Raw genomic sequence first — 17,805 nt, 5'->3', positions numbered from 1 at the left:
TTAATGGAAAGCAGGTTAATGGGTTTGCATATCAGAATTCTTCCAGAATTATAAATTGCCTTATGCAACCGATTGCTTCAGTATCCGAACCGGTTAATGCATATAAGGTTAATAATCCGTATGTGTTGATCTTACTGAAACTATAATTTCTTGGGAGAAACAAATGATAATTGCGCGACAATTATTGAAGTCACTCTATTACACCACCGCAGCTTCCCTGACCTTAACAGCCCTTGCCTCAACACAGGCCTCTGCCCAGAGCGAGGAAAGTGCATTCGTTCTTGAAGAAATCACCGTGACAGCCCGCAAGGTTGAAGAAAACCTTCAGGAAACACCGATTGCCATCTCCGCTTTCACCGGTGAAGGCCTTGAGCGGCGCCAGATTTTCCGCACCGACGATCTCGACAATGTGACCCCGAACCTGCAGTTCAGCAACAACGCCCCGCTGGCCGGCAATAATAACAGCTCACAGGTCTTTATCCGCGGTATCGGCCAGACCGATCCGACCTCTACCGTTGATCCGGGCGTTGGTATCTATATTGACGATGTTTATATGGGTCAGTCTGTTGGCGGCACCATGGATTTCCGCGATATCGCCGGCATCCAGATCCTGCGTGGCCCGCAGGGCACCCTGTTTGGCCGTAACACCATTGGTGGCGCGATCCTGATCAACACCCAGGATCCGGGCGACGAGTTCGGCGGCACCTTCAAGGGCGGCGTGGGCTCCGATAACCTGCGTGAACTTTCCCTGGCCGTTGACGTGCCGCTGGGTGAAAATGTCAAATCCCGCTTCACTTACGGCACCCGCATCCAGGACGGTTATGTGATCCGTGTCTCAGACGGTATCGACCTGGGCGACAAGAATTCCTATACCACCACCGGTAAAATTGTCTTTACGCCAAGTGATGACCTGGAAATCAAGCTCCAGTTCGATTATACCAAAGCCGATGAAAATGGTTCTCCGCTGGTCTTTGCAGAAGCCAATGAGGATGCTGTATTCATGAGGGCCGCCAGCGCGGCAGGCGGATGTCCCGGGTATACCGTCTGGACATCCGGTCCGGTACCGATGATCGACAACGACTTTTGTGCCAACGACTTCCAGAATAAGGGACCGTTTGCCAATAACGGCACAAACCCGCTGAAAAGTATTCTGGAAAACTGGGGCACTTCCCTGCATCTGGCTTATGACGTCAGCGAGAGCCTGACCCTGAAATCCATTACCTCCTACAGGAACCTGGACTGGGAAGGCATACGTGATGCGGATAACACCCCGCTGCCGATTCTGCACACAAGTTATGTCAGCGACGGCGAACAGTTCAGCCAGGAATTCCAGGTTCTCTATACCTCTGATCGCCTGACCGGCGTCACCGGCCTCTATTACTATGAGGAAAAAATCGATGATATCGTGACGGTTACTCTGTCGCCTCCGCCGTTCCCGACAGGAACCCTGGACAGTGACAACAACCTGACCGAAAACGATAACTGGGCGATCTTCTCCCAGTGGAGTTATGATATTACGGATCAGCTGACTGCAACACTTGGCGCTCGCTATACTGACGAGACCAAAACATCCACACCGGATCAGTTCAGTTATGAAAATCCCGATGATAAATATCTCGATGTGATGCCGTACAGTCAGAGTTTTGATGCCTTCACCATCAACGCCAACATCAGTTATCGCTGGAATGAAAATGTGATGACGTATGTGAGCTATAGCGAAGGCTTCAAATCCGGCGGCTGGAACAGCCACTTCAATACCAACTTCAATGAAACAGCAGACCAGTTGGCCCTTCTTGACTTGATTCATGCCTTTGGGGAAGAAACCGCAAAGAACTATGAAATCGGCTTCAAGGCGGATCTGCTGAATAACACTCTGCGTCTGAATGGTGCTATCTTCTCCACCGACTATACCGATCTTCAGTTGGTATATCGGGCCTATGTAGCTCCTTTCCTGACCAATGCCGGCAAGGCCTCCAACGACGGCGCCGAACTGGAATTGACCTGGCTCCCGGCCGACAATCTCGTCATTGATGCGGGCATCAGCTATCTTGATGCCACAATCGACGAAGTGGTCGCCTTTGACCACCCCAACGTCAGCGGAAGCATTGAAGCCGGCAACCGCCTGCCTTTCGCGCCCGAATGGCAGGCCAATATCGGGATCGGTTATACCTTCGAGCCGGAAGGGTCTGACCTGACCTGGGCGCCACGCGTGGACCTCAGCTACCAGGGTAAAACCTACTTTGACGCCCTGAATACAGAGGAAATCGCCCAGGACGGACGCACAATAGTCAACGCCTCCATCACCCTGGAGCCGTCCGATGTTACCTGGAAGTTCGTCTTCGGCGTCAACAACCTGACCGATGAACTTTACCCCATCGCCGGCAACTCCTCTTTGGGAACAAGTTCCGGTTATGCTGAAATCGCCTATGCCCGCAAGCGGGAATGGTTCGCCAATTTCACCTATAACTTCTAAAATCCTTCGATATCGGGGCGGCCGGCACGGCGGCCCCTTTACATTCAAAACCGTCTCCTCCGGGAGGCGGTTTTTTTATGATGCTGTCGTTGCCAAAGCTGATGTCGGTGTTATAGTCCCGAAAAAAGGGGATCAGAATGTCTTTGCAACTGTTTAGAAAAGCCGCCTTCATTGCCGCCTGATGGCCGAAATCCCGGAAGACGCGGGCAGCGGCATTTCCCTGACCGGCACTGGGCGGACAATTTACTGATCTGACGTCAGAGCTTCCGTTCGACCACCCGCACCCCGTCAGCAATGGCGTTGCCGGGATGCACGACCACCTGCTCGCCTTCCTTGAGGCCATTGATGATTTCCGCTTCCTGGTCGTTCTTGCGCCCCACCTGTACCGGTCGAAGTACTGCCCGGCCTTCGCTGAAGACAAAAACCGACCACTGTCCGTTTTCCCGGAACAGGGCACTGACCGGCACATAAAGGACATTTTCCGCCCGGTCGACAATGATCCCGGCCTCAACCCGGAAGGCATCCCCGAGAGTTTGCCATTTTTCCGGCGGATCGATGAAATCCAGAATCACATTGACCCGCTGTTCCTCCACTCCCAGAGCGGACACTTTTGTAAAACCACTGGGTTCCACCAGCCTGACCCGGGCGTTGATTTCCTCATCCCCGCCCCAGCGCCGGATCAGGGCGCTGTCGCCGGGCCGCACTTTGACCGCATTCCGGGACAGCATTTCCACAACGATTTCCAGATTTGTCGGGTCACCGATCTCCGCCAGCGGCGTGCCAATGGCAATAACCCCTTCGCTTTTATGCATGACGCGCAGAACCTTGCCATTTACCGGCGCATGTACGCAAACCTGGCAGATATGGTCATGGATATCTTTCTCGCCGGCTTCTTCGGCCGCACCCGGCTGAACAAGTCTCGCCTGAGCTGATTCCAGCTGGCTTTCTGCCACCTGAAGATCGGCTTCCGCCGCCCGAAGTTCCGCCTTTCGCATTTTAAGCTGCAGTTCCGCCTCTTCCAGACGGGCGATGGAAACATTGCCTTTTTTGAACAGTTCCTCGTTTCTTCTGTATTCTGCCTCGGCAAAATCAAGTGCCGCCCGGGCCCTGTCCACCTGTGTCGAGGCCTGCCACTTCACGGCTTCCGCGCCCCGGACGTCGGCCCTGGCCTGAGTCTCACTGCGTTTGTCGAGGAAATCGGGATCAGCGGGAGTCATGTTGGCAATCACCGTCTCCCCGGCATGAACCATATCGCCCGGCTCGCTTTCCACCCGCATCACCCGGCCGTCGATGGGGGCGGAGACAACATAAATGTCGCGAATCCGGGTTTTTCCCTCGGCTTCAAGGATGATCTCGACATCCCCGCGGCGAACCCGTTCAATATCCACTTCTTCCGCCGCCGGAATGAAGGCATAGACCAGCAGGGCCAGAAACAACAGGCCGAGACCGTATTTCGCGATTGTTTTGATACTTCTCAAAGACATTATTCAACCCCCTTCTGGGCACTGACCAAATCTATACTCTCCACCTTTCGCCACACAAGGTAAAAGGACAACAGGGAACTTATGAGCACCACAACCACCGCAAGCCCGTAGGTATCCCTGTCAATGACCGCCGGTATCCGGTAAAGCTCCGTATCCATCAGAGCCGCCACGCCATGCACCATCAGGGTGCCCATGACCAGACCTACCGGAATGGCCATCAGGACAATGGCCGCCATCTCGCCGAACAGGATATAGGCGACTTCCCTTTTTGTCAGTCCCAGGACCCGGAGCGACGCCAGTTCCCGTCCCCGCTCGGAAAGTGCAATCCGGGCTGTATTGTAAATGATTCCAAAGGCAATCAGGCCGGCAAAAAGGATATTGATGGTCGCCATGATCAGAATATTCTCCCCCATGGTTTCCCGGAAAATCTCCCGGGCCTTGCGCAGGATGCTCATGCCGGCGATGGAGGGAATATCCTTGATTTCCTGATAGAGGGGACCGTTCCACAACGGATCGACCAGAAGGGACGCCCCTGTAACAACTGTTCCTTCCTGCAAGGCCCGGTTCAGCCGATCCATATCCATAAAGGCGCTGAGGCCGATGAATTCCTCGATGATGGCGGTCACGGGAATTTCCAGCACCGGTCGGCGGCCTTCCAGAACCTCGACGGTCAGTATATCCCCTGCCCCGACGTTCAGCATTTCCGCCAGCTTGGAGGACAAGGCGATCCCCCGGTCGGGGATCGGCACCGCTTTCAGGTCACGACCGAGAATACGGTGGAGGTCGGGATTCGGCCTCAGGCCGGTAATGGCCGTTCTTTTGCTATAGTGGCCGGATTTGAGGTAGACCGCCACATCCCGCATGGGCTCCACCTTCAGGACACCGGGCATCAGGCGGATTTCTTCCAGCGACGTGATGCTGCGCGGCTCGACGAATCCCAGGCTCACATCTTCCCGCTGGGCCATATCGAAATGTACTTCCATCAGGTAATTGATGGAATCCTCGGCGAAGAAAGCATAGATCAGGATAGCGATGGACAAGCCGGTCCCCACCGTCGACATCAGGGTTCTGAGGGGCCGCCGCTCCAGCTGGCGCAGCACGATACGGGACAGATGTGAGAAGAATTTTTCCAGCCCCAGCCGCTGGAGAATGGTTTGCCGGAACTGGATCGGAGAGGCCGGTCGCATGGCCTCCGCCGGCGGCAGCGCCGCCGCCTGCCTGATCGCAACAAGGGTACCGGCCACCGCCGCAGCCGCACAGAGCGCCGTGGCGAAAATCATCACATCCGGTGAAAAGGAGAAACGCAGGATGGGGAAATGAAAAAACCGAGTATACATCTGGGTGACGCCGGTCCCGAACCAGATCCCGACGCCGATCCCTAAAATACTGCCGAAAACAACAACCAGCAGCACCATTTTCAGATAGTGCAGGGCAATTTCCCTGTTATTGTAACCCACCGCCTTGAGCATGCCGATCTGCTCCCGCTGGGTCGCAACCTGCCGGGTCATGACCACATTGACCAGAAAGGCCGCGACAGAAAGGAATATCATCGGTACGAAATAACCCATGATTTTCAGCTGCTCCAGTTCGTTGGCCACGAACCAGTTGGACAGCTGATCCTCCCGGCCATATGAAATCAGCCCGCCGTAGGGTTTGAGAATCACATCAAGAGCCTGTTTAATGTCTTCGATATTGACGCCCCGTTCCATACGCAGGGATACATCATTGAAGGCACCGTCCATATCCACCGCCGCCTCCAGCGCCCGCCGGTTCATCCAGAAGACGCCAAACCGCTTGTCATCGGGAAAAAGCTGGCCCGCCCCCAGGGAATAGACATATTCCGGCGACAAGACGACACCGACAATTCTCAGCGACCTTTTATGGCCGTTGACCACCATATTGACCCGGTCGCCGAGCGTAAAGCCGTGGGCGTTGGCAAATGCCTCGCTGCAGAGAATGGCATCGTCCTCGTCCGGCAGCAGCATCCGGCCATGACGCAGGTAAAGATTGTTCAGCAACGGCGTGCGCCCGTCCGGCAGGGAGAGAAGCTTTCCGGTCGCCGGTTCATCCATCCCATCCACCTGCACCGTCACCCCAAAAATCACCCGGGTTTCCACTGCCGAGACACCTGGGATTTCAGTAATCTGTTCCTTTACCGCCTCGGGCGCCCGTTTCAACTGGGCAAAAACATCGGCAAAACGGTAGCGATCATAGTAGGTATCCCGGCTCAGTTCCAGCGAATCCATGACGCCGAAGGACATGACATACATGGAAATTCCGCAGCCCATGACCAGAATAATAGCCAGAACCTGTCCCTTGATGTTCCAGAGATCACGGACAAATTTTTTATTGAGTGCCCCGAATATCACCAGCTGATCTCCCTGGGATCAACAGGATTCTCATTGACCTTTACATCCACCACCTGTCCATCACCGAAATAAATAACCAGATCCGCCATGTTGGCGATAGAGGCGTTGTGAGTGATGATGATGGTTGTGGTGCCATATTTCTTGTTCACTTCCTGCAGGGCCTGAAGCACAACAATACCGGTCGTGCTGTCCAGGGCACCGGTCGGTTCGTCACAGAGAAGAACTTCCGGCCGTTTGGCCAGCGCCCGGGCAATGGCCACCCGCTGCTGTTCGCCGCCGGATAACTGGGACGGGAAATGGCTTGCCCGGTCTCCCAGATTGACGGCTTCCAGGGCCTCTATTGGCGGCAGCGGATCGGTGGAAATATCTGTCACCAGAGCGACATTCTCGAGGGCCGTCAGGCTCGGCACCAGATTATAGGCCTGGAAGACAAACCCCACATGATTGCGTCGGAACAGGGTCAGCTCCCGTTCGGTATATTGCGACAATTGGTGATCGCGGAAATAGACCTCTCCGGACGTGGGCGTATCGAGCCCGCCGATAATGTTGAGAAAAGTGGATTTACCGCTGCCGGAAGGGCCGAGCAGGACCACCATATTCCCCTTGGGGATTTCCACAGTCACCCCCCGCAGGGCCTGTATCACCGTCTCGCCAGAGATATAGTGTTTCGTCAGGTCATAGGTGCGAAAAGTAAGATGATCACCCAGTCCGTTGTTATCCGTCATTTGCCCCGCCAACCTGTTCATTCAATACCGGTAGGGAGCACTATACCGCAGGAAAAGGCAAACTTAAACATCGGGACGCCAGATAAAACAGGCCGGGGAAAATTTCACCCGGCCTGCAAAGGAGGCCTGGATCGTTACCAATCGGACAGATGTTTTATAATTTAAGGAAGTCTACGGCAGGCATGGAGAAAGAAGATGACATCCGGAAACAATGTTTCCGGATGTCTAGTCTGGAGGTTCTTTTCAGGCCCTGTCAGGCCGTAAATTCTTCGGTGTCAATTTCAGCCTGTGTGGCCGCCGGATAACGGGGCCCGCTGATCGTCTCCTGATTGATCAGCTTTTCCAGCCGGTCAATGATATCCGAGGACAACTCAACCTCGCCTGCCTTTACATCATCTTTCAGATGGGCAATTGACGTGGTGCCGGGTATCACATGGGTAAAGGGTCTTGTATTCAGCACCCAGGCGAGGGCAAGCTGCGCCGCCGTGCAACCGGCATCCTCTGCAATGGCGCGGAATTCCATCAGCAGCGCCGCATTGCGGGAAAAATTCGGCTCCTGGAAGCGGGGCATGCCGCGCCGGATATCCTTTTCAGCAAACTCTTCCGGATGGAGGTCCGTATCTGTCAGGAAGCCACGGGCCAGCGGCGAAAAGGCTACAAACGCCACCCCCAGTTCTTCACAGGCATCAAGCATTTTGATTTCCGCATTGCGGGTCCAGAGGGAATACTCCGTCTGCACCGCGGCAATGGGATGAACCCCGTGGGCCTTGCGCAGGGTATCCGCAGATACCTCGGACAGGCCAAGGGCACAGATCTTGCCTTCCTCCACAAAGCGGGACATTTCCCCGATGCTGTCCTCGATGGGGATTTTCTTGTCCCACCGATGCAGGTAATAAAGATCAATCACCTCTGTCTGCAGACGCCGGAGAGAATCCTCCAGCGTCTTGCGAATGGTTTCGGGACGGTTGTCGATCACACGTTTGCCGTCAATGCCCTGCATGCCGCACTTGCTGGCCAGCATGATCTGGTCCCGGATGGGTTTCAGGCTGGGTCCGACCAGTTCTTCGTTGCGGCCGAACCCGTAGAGCGCGGCAGTGTCAAAATGGGTAATTCCAAGGTCAAATGCTTCCAGCAGAATCTTCTGCCCTGCTTCCGGGGTTGGCGGCACCCCGTAGGCATGACTGAGATTCATACATCCCAGACCAATTTCACCAACATTGAAATCACCAATCCTGCGCGCTTTCATGATAACCCCTTATCCCTGTGCGTTCAGTTTCTGTTCAAGCTCGTAAAGAGTCCGGTAACAGGGAAGGACCTTGCCGACGCTGGAATTCGGCTCGCGGCCTTCACGGATCGCCGCCACAAACTCACGGTCCTGCAATTCTATACCATTCATGGAAACATCCACTTTGGACACGTCAATGGGTTCTTCATGGCCGGTCACCAGATCATCGTAGCGGGCAAGATAGGTGCCGTTGTCACAGATATACCGGAAGAAGGTTCCGATCGGGCCGTCATTGTTGAAGGACAGTGACAGGGTACAGATCTTGCCGCCTTCCGTCTTCAGCTGGATCGACATATCCATGGCAATTCCCAGTTCCGGATGCATAGGACCCTGGATCGCATTGGCCCTAACAACCCTTTCGCCGGTCTGATACTGGAACAGATCAACGGTGTGGGCGGCATGGTGCCACAGGAGATGGTCTGTCCAGGAGCGCGGCTCCCCCTTCGCATTGATATTCTTGCGGCGGAAGAAATAGGTCTGCACATCCATTTGCTGAACGGCAATCTCACCGGCGACAATCTTGTTATGCACATACTGATGAGAAGGGTTGAAACGGCGGGTATGGCCGACCATGCAGACCAGACCGGTTTCCTGCTGCATCTTCATGACAGCTTCCGCATCTTCCCAGTTGTCCGCCAATGGAATTTCCACCTGCACATGTTTGCCGGCCTTCATGCACTGAATGGCCTGTGCGGCATGCATCTGGGTCGGTGTACAGAGAATGGCGGCATCCACGCCCGGCTGTGCGAGAGCCTCGGCCAGATCAGTGGTGGCATGGGGAATACCGTAATCGTCGGCAACTTTCTGTGTCGGCTCGAGGTTACGGCCGACAACGGAGACAACTTCCGCCCCGTCAATATTTTTTAGGCCGTCCAGGTGCTTCAATCCGAATGCACCGGCGCCTGCGAGAACAATTTTCATGTCAAACCTCTTTCTCTTTTCAGTTGAAGTTGGTCTTTTCAGTTAAAACTGGCTTTCAAGAACAATATGACCCACGGCCGTGTTCGAGGCCGGAACGTGATAGTGACGATGCAGTTCCTTGACTTTATCGGTCAGGGCGCCGCGCATGATCAGCCACATCACCAGTTCGATCCCTTCGGAACCGGCTTCGCGGATATATTCCACATGGGGAATTTCAGCCAGTTCCTCCGGCTTGTCAGCCAGACGATTGAGGAAAGACAGGTCCCATTCCTTATTGATCAGACCGGCGCGCGGACCCTGCAGCTGGTGGCTCATGCCGCCGGTGCCCCAGATCTGCACATTCAGATCCTCGTCAAAGCTTTCCACCGCGTTGCGGATCGCCTTGCCCAGGTTGTAGCAACGGCGGCCGTTCGGCACCGGATAGACCACCACATTGACGGCCAGAGGAATGACCTTGCAGGGCCATTTCTCAGGCTGGCCAAACATCAGTGACAGCGGCACGGTCAGGCCGTGATCCACATCCATTTCATTGACGATGGTCAGGTCGAAATCCTGCTGGATCACCGACTGGGCGACATGCCAGGCCAGATCCGGCGCGCCTTCCACATCGGGAACCGGGCGCGGGCCGAAACCTTCGTCAGCCGGCTTGAAGTGTTCCCCTGTGCCGATGGCAAAGGTCGGGATCATTTTCATGTCAAAGGCAGACGCATGGTCGTTATAGACCAGGATCACCACGTCCGGCTTTTCCTGTTCTTCCCATTTCCGGGTAAATTCATAACCGTCAAAAAGCGGCTTCCAGTAGTCGTCCTGGGTATTTCCCGTATCAATAGCACGACCGATCAGCGGAACGTGCGAACTTCCGACACCTGCGGTAATACGTGCCATTATTCCTTCTCCTCTTTATAGCGATTGCCTTCGGGGCTACGGCCACCGTGCATCATCATGTCTGCATATTCTTCCTGGGTCATTCCGGTCATGCTGGCCGCCGCATACTGGAAGCTGAGACCGTCCGTGGAAAAGATCTTGGCCAGAAAATAGATATTGCCGCCAAGCGCAAGTGCCCGGTTATAGTCCCGGTCCAGAACCGCCTGCTTCTGTTCCTCGGTCATCGGCCATTCGTCAAGATAGGCCCGTTCGTCGGCCTTGAACCGGTCCCGGTTCTCCGCCTTCATCAGGGACATGCAGAACTGGTTCAGGTGATAACCTTTGCGGGCCATGTCTGAATCGAAAATTGTTGTCCCGGGGACATCTGCATAGGGTTTATCAAGAGCCATTGTTTATCTCCTCAGGCCAGTATAATCGCATGGGATTGTCAACAAGAAGCTTTCTTTGCAGCTCCTTGGTCGGCGCAATATGCGGAATCACATCCACAAGCCACGCATCATCGGGCATGTGTGATTTAAGATTTGGATGGGGCCAGTCCGTACCCCACAGAACACGGTCAGGGAACTCCTCCACCACGCGGCGGGCGAATGGCACCACATCGCTGTAAAGGGGCGGGCCCTCGACCGAAAGACGTTCCGGGCAGGATACCTTGGACCAGAAATTTTCATTCTCCCGCAGAAGCTCAAGGAACAGCTCGAACCCGGGACCATCAATGGGCTTCGTCACATCGGGGCGACCCATATGATCCACCACCACAGTCGTCGGCAGGGAGGTGAAAAAATCAAACAACTCCGGCAATTCCCCGGCTTCGAAATAAATGACAATATGCCAGCCCATCGGCTTGATACGCTCGGCAATTTTCATCAAAGGTTCCCGCGGCAGAGTATCCACCAGGCGTTTGACAAAGTTGAAGCGCACCCCGCGTACACCGGCCTCATGCAGTGCCTGCAGTTCCTCGTCACTGACGTCAGGTTTAACCGTGGCCACACCGCGGGCCTTGCCGTCGGAATGGGCGATGGCATCCACAAGCGCCCGGTTGTCCGCCCCGTGGCAGGTCGCCTGGACAATCACATTGCGGCTGAAGCCCAGATGATCGCGAAGGGCGAAGAGCTGGTCTTTCGAGGCATCGCAGGGGGTATATTTCCGTTCCGGGGCGAAGGGAAATTCATCCCCCGGCCCGAAGACGTGACAATGGGCGTCCACAGCCCCCGGCGGCGGCACATAGCTTGGCTTTGACGGATTCTGGAACCAGTCCAGCCAACCCGGCGTTTTCTCAAACTTTGGCATATTCTGGCTCATTTCCCCCTCTTTTTGAGCAAGGCGTCAAGACGCGGGTAAACACGGCGGGCATTGCCCTCGAACACCTTGTAACGGTCTTCATCAGACAAGTTGAGGTTGTCGAGATAACGTTTCGTATCATCGAAATACTGACCGGTCTGCGGATCGATACCGCGCACCGCGCCAACCATTTCCGACCCGAACATGATATTGTCGATGTCGATCACGTCAAACAGCAGATCGATACCCGGCTGATGATAGACACAACTATCGAAATAGATGTTTTTCATCACATGCTCATCCAGCGGCGGCTGTTTCAGCATGTCGGCCAGCCCCCGGTAACGACCCCAGTGATAGGGCACGGCGCCACCGCCATGAGGGATGACGAATTTCAGATCCGGAAAGTCCTTGAACAGGTTGCCCTGCAGGAACTGCATGAAAGCATTGGTGTCCGCCGCGATGTAATAGGACCCGGTGGCATGGAAGGTCGGGTTACAGGACCCGGACACATGGACCATGGCGGGAACTTCCAGCTCCACCATTTTCTCGTAGATCGGGTACCAGTAACGGTCGGTCAGCGGTGGCGCCGTCCAGTGGCCACCGGACGGATCCGGGTTCAGGTTACAGCCGACAAAATCAAGCTCGGTCACACAGCGCTCCAGCTCGGCAATACTATTGTCCAGCGAACCGCCAGGGGTCTGCGGCAGCATGCAGACACCGATGAAAGTGTCAGGAAACAGCTGGGTCACCCGGTGAATCAGGTTGTTGCAGGCAATGGACCAGTTTTTCGAGGTTTCCGCATCGCCCACATGGGGTTCCATCGCGGAAGCCCGGGGGCTGAACAGGGTCAGGTCGGCGCCCCGCTCCTTTACCAGTTTGAGCTGGTTGGCTTCAATGCCCTCGCGGATTTCATCGTCGCTCATCTCCGGCAAAATCGGATTTGGCAGGGACGGGTCTGCAAGGTGCGCCTTCTGGGCCGCGCGATAGTCAAGATGGGCCTTGGGCACAATGGTCTGGTGACCGTGACAATCAATTATCAGCATGGCAGTTTCTCCTCGCTGTCTGGTGAAATCTTCATTATGGCATCCAGCATATCCGCCAGATCCTCCTCTTTCAGGGCCGCTTTGCGCAGGGCCGCCCAGTCATGACGTTCGGCGGAAGCCGCACTCATCAGTGGCTCGATACCCGCATCCTTGACCGTGCGCGCCACTTCCCGCATTTCCTCGGCCCGGCGTTTGCCGTGTTCCAGCGAGCGGGAAATCATATAGCGGGACAGTTTCTGCCAGTCCGGTCCCGGAAACAGGTCGTTGAGGGAATTCACAACCGTCTCCTCGACGCCATAATGGCGGGCGGACAACAGGGATTCTGTCAGGATCGCTTCCACGCCCTTGACCACAACACTCCGGCACATCTTGGCCGCCGACGCCTTGCCGTACTGGTCTGAAAAAACTTTCATGCCGATAAACCCGAGCTCATTTGCCAGCGGCTCAAAGCCGTCCGCATGGGGACCGCCCAGCAGGATGCTTGTGGCAATACGTTTGGGCCCGATCGGCGACATCACCGCCGCCTCAACATAGCGGCCGCCGGCATCATTGATCAGCCGGGCGGCCTCCTGTTTCATGCCGGGGGAGGCCGAATTCATATCCACATACCAGGTCCCCGGGGCAAGTCCGGCAGCAACAGACTGCGCCGCCTTCACCGTTTCCGCCGCGGTCACGGCTGAGATCACCAGATCCGCGCCGGTCACCGCATCCACGGCTCCCATACCCTCGAGCACCTGTTTCCCATTCAGTCCGCGCGAAGGAATGCTGCCCCGGTCGGAAAACAGGATGTCCCATGCAGAAAGGGAAATGCCACCTGACGACAGGAAATCCTCGGCCAGGGTTTGACCCACTTCACCGAAGCCAAGCAGGCAGATTTTTGAAATCTCGCTCATTTGCCGTCCCAGACCTTTGAGGGGATATAGACTTCACCCCGCATCAGCTTGCGGGCCGTGCGCAGCAGGGCAGACCGTTTGACATCCACGTCACTGCCGTTCACCGTCACATCCATATCCACGGTGAAGAACCCCGTGGGATGCTCCACATCAAGTCGTTGCGCGCCATCGGAAGACACCGGCAGTTCCGCAATGCCGTCCGCCACCGACCCCGGCAACACACAGCCCGTCGCCACACTGACCGCGCCCAGAACGCCAATGGCTTCATGGACCCTATGGGGAATAAAACTGCGGGTGGAAACGACACCCCCGTTTTGCGGCGGGGAAATCAGGGTCATTTTCGGTACCGTTTTGGCCTTGACGTCGCCCAGGTTCATCTTCGGACCGATTTCCAGGCGGATATTTTCAATCCGCTCCTTCAGCTCCGCATTATTTTCCAGCTGCTCGGGTGTTTCCGTGCCGCCGAGACCAAAGTCGGCCGCCTTGAGCAAAACCACCGGCATGCCATTATCCACACAGGTGACCTCGATGCCTTGCACCAGGTCAACAATGTTGCCCGTCGGCAAAAGCGCCCCGCAAGAGGACCCGGCCACATCAAGGAAGTCCATGGGGATCGCCGCAGCCGTACCGGGTACGCCGTCAATGCGGGCCTCGCCCTCATATTCCACCTGCCCGCCCGGTGTCGGCACATGGGCGACTGATATGCTGCCTGTATTGACCATATGGATACGGACCGAGGTGGTGCCGTCCACGGCGTCAATCAAACCATTTTCGATGGCCCAGGGACCAACGCCGGCAAGGATATTGCCGCAGTTCTGGCTGTCGCTCACTTCCGCCTTGTCGACCACCACCTGCAAAAACAGGTAATCCACATCGGCATCCTCCCGTTCGGAACGGGAAATTACCGCCACCTTGCTGGTCAGCGGATGGGCGCCGCCGACGCCATCGATCTGGCGCACGTCCGGCGACCCCATGGCCGCCAGAAGCACCCGGTTGCGGGTCTCTTCATCTGACGGCAACACACTCCTGTCAAAATAAAGGCCCTTGGAAGTACCGCCGCGCATCAATGTGGCTGGAATGGCTGTCAACATCAAGTGTTTCCCTAATCTTTGAGGTAGTCTTTCTGGTCAATATATTTGAGGCCTTTTTCTTCCAGGCGCTCACGCATTTTGTAAATGTCGAGACCAAGTACGCCGGCCGCCAGCTTTTCACGCTTTTCTTCTTCGTTGGCTTCACGTTGGCGGGATTTCTCCAGGATGTCGGCGGCTTCCTCGCGGGCCACAACAACCACACCATCATCATCTGCGATGATCAGGTCGCCCGGGTTTATATGGGCACCGGCGCAGACTACCGGCACATTGACGCTGCCGAGGGTTTCCTTGATCGTCCCCTGCGAGAAAACGCATTTGGACCAGACCGGAAAACCCATTTCTTCCAGATCCTTGGTGTCGCGCACACCGGCATCAATCACCAGACCAAGCACGCCGCGTGCCTTCAGGCTGGTGGCCAGGAGGTCGCCAAAATAACCGGCGTCGGAATAAGACGTCGGCGCCAGAACCAGCACATCACCCGGCTGACACTGTTCCACCGCCACATGGATCATCCAGTTATCGCAGGGCGGCGCACTGATGGTCACTGCGGTGCCGGCGATATAGGCCCCCCGATAGATCGGGTTGATATTCGGTGCAAGAAGGCCCTTGCGGCCCTGTGCTTCATGCACAGTGGCAACACCGTATTTTCCCTGCTGATAGGCTTCCACGACCGATTTCTCGGTTCGTTTGATATTGGTTACAACGACTCCCATGGCACCCTCTGTATGAATAAATTGATTGAGATGGGCGGAGTCTGTCATCTCCCGGGCCGCAACGCCAATAGATAATTGTATTTATCCATAAAAAAATGCTAAAGGTATGTATATATGACCCGTTCACAACGGCAAAATACAAGCACAATGGACAAGATACAGAACAATAGCGCCCAATTGATTCCAAACCTGCGGCACATAAGGATCTTCGGCCTCCTGGCGGAGGGCAGAACCCTGACCGCGGCGGCTGAGGAAATCGGCCTGTCCCAGCCTGCCGTTACCCAAGGTTTAAGTAATCTGGAAAAATATTTTGGCACCGATCTTTGCATCCGGCAACGCACCGGCACTTTTCTCACCGACAGTGGAGAAATCCTGAAAAAACGTGTGAAGCGAGTCTTCGAGCACCTGATGGAAGCCATTGCTGAATTACCAGGCCTTGATCGCAGGGAACGGGCCCGCATTGAACGATCCATAACGTCCTCCCAGTTACAGGCCCTGGTCGCCATCACCGAATACAGCAGCTTTTCCGCCGGCGCCCGGGCGACGGGTATTGCCGTACCGACCATCCACCGGGCCGCCCGCGATCTTGAACGGATCGTCGGCCAGACCTTCTTTGAGCAGACCAGTTTCGGCATCAAACCGACAAGAACCGCCGCCCGTTTTGCCCAGAAGATCCAGCTTGCCTTTTCAGAACTGGAACAGGCCCGTTCCGAAATTGCCGCCCTGCACGGCACCGGCACCGGCAACATCACTGTCGGCGCCATGCCGCTGGCCCGCAGTCATCTTGCTCCCCAGGCCATCAGTATTTTCTGCCGGGAAAACAAAGGCCACCGTGTCGCCATTGTCGAAGGCCCGTTTGAAACCTTGCTTCATGACCTGAAACGTGGGGCCATTGACTTTCTGATCGGGGCCGCACGACGGGACCTTGCCTCCCAGGGCGTGATCCAGTCCCACCTGTTCAACGATCCTCTGTCAATCCTGATGCGCCCGGGGCATCCGCTGGCCGATGTGGAAAGGCTTACCGTCGACCGGCTGAAAGAATTTCCCTGGGTGGCGCCGCGGGCGGATTCACCGCTGCGCCGGCATTTTGACCTGATGTTTGAAGAAAAGGGCCTGACCCCGCCGGAGGATATCGTCGAATGCAATAGCTTAAGCGCCTCGCGGGTCCTGCTGATGAATGACGACCGGCTGATGCTTTTGTCAGACGCCCAGGCCCGCTATGAATTACGCACCGGTCTGTTGCTATCCCGACATCTGGCCAACCGGGAGGAAACCGAACGCCCGATCATGCTGTTTACCCGCAGGGACTGGCACCCAACCTTTGCCCAGCAGCGGCTGGTGGATATTATCAAGCGACTTGCCCTGGAAGAACCGCAGAAAGAAATGCGGCCCCCGGGGGGAAGCACCCGGGGACCGCAGTCGGCTTAAGGGAGGCCGGCTTAAGGGAGTAAGCCTTACTCGTAGGGAAGTCCTACATAATTCTCTGCCAGTGACATCATGGCCGCTTCTGAACCGAACATATAATCCAGTTCCGCATCCTGCATGCGACTGCCGAAGCCGCCGGTTTCCGGGAAATTATGCAGCAGCGAAGTCATCCACCAGGAAAAACGCTCTGCCATCCACACCCGGCGAAGGGCCTTGGCGGTATAGACATCCAGCCCGGCTTCGCTGCCGTTCTTGTAATATTCAATCAGACCACGAGACAGGAAATAGATATCCGACGCCGCCAGGTTCAGGCCCTTGGCCCCGGTCGGCGGCACGATGTGGGCCGCATCGCCGGCCAGAAACAGGCGGCCATGGCGCATGGTCTCGCAGACAAAACTGCGCAGGGGCGCAATGCTTTTCTCGATGGACGGGCCGGTGACCAGGGTTTCGGCCACATTTTCCGGCAGCCTGCGACGCAGCTCGTCCCAGAAGCGGTCATCCGACCAGTCCTCAACCTTGTCATCCAGGGAACACTGGATATAGTGGCGGCTGAGATTTGCGTTACGCATGCTGCACAGGGCAAAGCCGCGCTCATGCCGGGTATAGATCAGCTCATCGGCCGCCGGGGGTGTTTCGGACATGATGCCGAGCCAGCCAAAGGGATAAACTTTTTCAAAGGTCTTCAGCAACCGGGAAGGGATCGCCCGGCGACTGGCGCCATGATAACCGTCACAACCGGCAACGAAATCACAGGTCAGCGTATGTTCCTGCCCGTCCTTGCGATAGCGGATTACCGGACTGTTGGTTTCGGCGTCCTCCACACCGATCACATCGGCCTCTTCAATGATGGTCCCGCCGGCTGCGCGACGGGCGTCGATCAGGTCGCGGGTAATCTCGGTCTGGCCATACACCATAACGCCGGTGCCCTTGGTCAGACCCTTGAGGTCGACCCGGTGACAGGCGCCCTGAAAGGCGATATCGAACCCGCCATGCTCATAACCCTCCCTGTCCATGCGCTCATGAACCCGGGCTTCCCGAAGAAGATCCACACACCCCTGCTCCAGAACACCGGCCCGGATACGGGTCAGCACATAGTCCATGGTTTTTCTTTCCAGAACGACACTTTCAATGCCCTGCAGATGCAGCAGCTGGGACAGAATAAGACCCGAAGGACCGCCGCCGATAATTCCAACCTGAGTTCTCATACTCTCGCCTTCCCT

At 56.1% G+C, this 17,805-nt stretch carries 15 protein-coding genes; 2 read left to right on the top strand and 13 right to left on the bottom strand.

The annotated features are described in order from the left end of the window. Positions 1 to 163 precede the first annotated feature (163 nt). Positions 164 to 2,473 carry a TonB-dependent receptor gene (locus tag ACORNT_RS04860; protein ID WP_321396110.1) on the top strand — a complete coding sequence of 770 codons (2,310 nt, stop codon included), beginning with the start codon at positions 164 to 166 and terminating at the stop codon, positions 2,471 to 2,473. A 257-nt stretch (positions 2,474 to 2,730) separates the two neighbouring features. Here the strand turns inward: ACORNT_RS04860 and ACORNT_RS04855 are convergent, their stop codons facing one another. The 12 genes from ACORNT_RS04855 to ACORNT_RS04800 all read right to left on the bottom strand — a co-directional run bounded on the left by ACORNT_RS04855 (position 2,731) and on the right by ACORNT_RS04800 (position 15,160). Further along, the gene (locus tag ACORNT_RS04855; protein ID WP_321396107.1) at positions 2,731 to 3,957 is read right to left on the bottom strand and encodes an efflux RND transporter periplasmic adaptor subunit; all 1,227 of its coding nucleotides are present in this window, start codon (positions 3,955 to 3,957) and stop codon (positions 2,731 to 2,733) included. After that, positions 3,957 to 6,326, bottom strand: a complete 2,370-nt coding sequence (locus tag ACORNT_RS04850; protein WP_321396104.1) for an ABC transporter permease — start codon at positions 6,324 to 6,326, stop codon at positions 3,957 to 3,959. Before ACORNT_RS04850 ends, ACORNT_RS04855 begins: the two co-directional genes overlap by 1 nt. Continuing rightward, entirely contained in the window at positions 6,323 to 7,051 is a 729-nt protein-coding gene (locus tag ACORNT_RS04845; RefSeq protein WP_321396101.1) for an ABC transporter ATP-binding protein, read from the bottom strand. Before ACORNT_RS04845 ends, ACORNT_RS04850 begins: the two co-directional genes overlap by 4 nt. Before the next feature lie 253 nt (positions 7,052 to 7,304). Then, positions 7,305 to 8,297, bottom strand: coding sequence for an aldo/keto reductase (locus ACORNT_RS04840; RefSeq protein WP_321396098.1), 993 nt, complete (start codon positions 8,295 to 8,297; stop codon positions 7,305 to 7,307). 9 nt (positions 8,298 to 8,306) lie between these two features. Next, positions 8,307 to 9,257 (bottom strand): Gfo/Idh/MocA family oxidoreductase, encoded by a 951-nt coding sequence (locus ACORNT_RS04835; RefSeq protein ID WP_321396095.1) that lies wholly within the window; start codon positions 9,255 to 9,257, stop codon positions 8,307 to 8,309. Positions 9,258 to 9,299: 42 nt separating this feature from the next. Next, positions 9,300 to 10,142: a class III extradiol dioxygenase subunit beta gene (locus tag ACORNT_RS04830; RefSeq protein WP_321396092.1), complete on the bottom strand. Its 843-nt coding sequence runs from the start codon at positions 10,140 to 10,142 to the stop codon at positions 9,300 to 9,302. Further along, entirely contained in the window at positions 10,142 to 10,531 is a 390-nt protein-coding gene (gene ligA, locus ACORNT_RS04825) for a protocatechuate 4,5-dioxygenase subunit alpha (protein WP_321396089.1), read from the bottom strand. The genes ACORNT_RS04830 and ligA overlap by 1 nt, the downstream gene beginning before the upstream one ends. Continuing rightward, positions 10,521 to 11,429 carry an amidohydrolase family protein gene (locus tag ACORNT_RS04820; protein ID WP_420717543.1) on the bottom strand — a complete coding sequence of 303 codons (909 nt, stop codon included), beginning with the start codon at positions 11,427 to 11,429 and terminating at the stop codon, positions 10,521 to 10,523. Before ACORNT_RS04820 ends, ligA begins: the two co-directional genes overlap by 11 nt. Before the next feature lie 8 nt (positions 11,430 to 11,437). After that, entirely contained in the window at positions 11,438 to 12,463 is a 1,026-nt protein-coding gene (locus ACORNT_RS04815; protein WP_321396082.1) for an amidohydrolase family protein, read from the bottom strand. After that, positions 12,457 to 13,356 carry an NAD(P)-dependent oxidoreductase gene (locus ACORNT_RS04810; RefSeq protein ID WP_321396079.1) on the bottom strand — a complete coding sequence of 300 codons (900 nt, stop codon included), beginning with the start codon at positions 13,354 to 13,356 and terminating at the stop codon, positions 12,457 to 12,459. Before ACORNT_RS04810 ends, ACORNT_RS04815 begins: the two co-directional genes overlap by 7 nt. Further along, positions 13,353 to 14,450: a 4-oxalomesaconate tautomerase gene (locus tag ACORNT_RS04805; protein WP_420717518.1), complete on the bottom strand. Its 1,098-nt coding sequence runs from the start codon at positions 14,448 to 14,450 to the stop codon at positions 13,353 to 13,355. The genes ACORNT_RS04810 and ACORNT_RS04805 overlap by 4 nt, the downstream gene beginning before the upstream one ends. Before the next feature lie 8 nt (positions 14,451 to 14,458). Beyond that, positions 14,459 to 15,160 (bottom strand): 4-carboxy-4-hydroxy-2-oxoadipate aldolase/oxaloacetate decarboxylase, encoded by a 702-nt coding sequence (locus ACORNT_RS04800; RefSeq protein WP_420717542.1) that lies wholly within the window; start codon positions 15,158 to 15,160, stop codon positions 14,459 to 14,461. A 114-nt stretch (positions 15,161 to 15,274) separates the two neighbouring features. Between ACORNT_RS04800 and ACORNT_RS04795 the strand changes: the two genes are divergently transcribed. Continuing rightward, positions 15,275 to 16,588, top strand: coding sequence for a LysR family transcriptional regulator (locus ACORNT_RS04795; protein WP_321396070.1), 1,314 nt, complete (start codon positions 15,275 to 15,277; stop codon positions 16,586 to 16,588). A gap of 26 nt (positions 16,589 to 16,614) precedes the next feature. Here the strand turns inward: ACORNT_RS04795 and pobA are convergent, their stop codons facing one another. Next, entirely contained in the window at positions 16,615 to 17,790 is a 1,176-nt protein-coding gene (gene pobA / locus ACORNT_RS04790) for a 4-hydroxybenzoate 3-monooxygenase (RefSeq protein WP_321396067.1), read from the bottom strand. Positions 17,791 to 17,805: the final 15 nt, after the last annotated feature.

Origin of the sequence: Emcibacter sp. (assembly GCF_963675455.1) — a bacterium.
In the GTDB taxonomy this organism is placed as follows: domain Bacteria; phylum Pseudomonadota; class Alphaproteobacteria; order Sphingomonadales; family Emcibacteraceae; genus Emcibacter.
The sequence above is the reverse complement of the archived record's forward strand: the minus strand, read 5'-3'. Positions and strand labels throughout refer to the sequence as shown.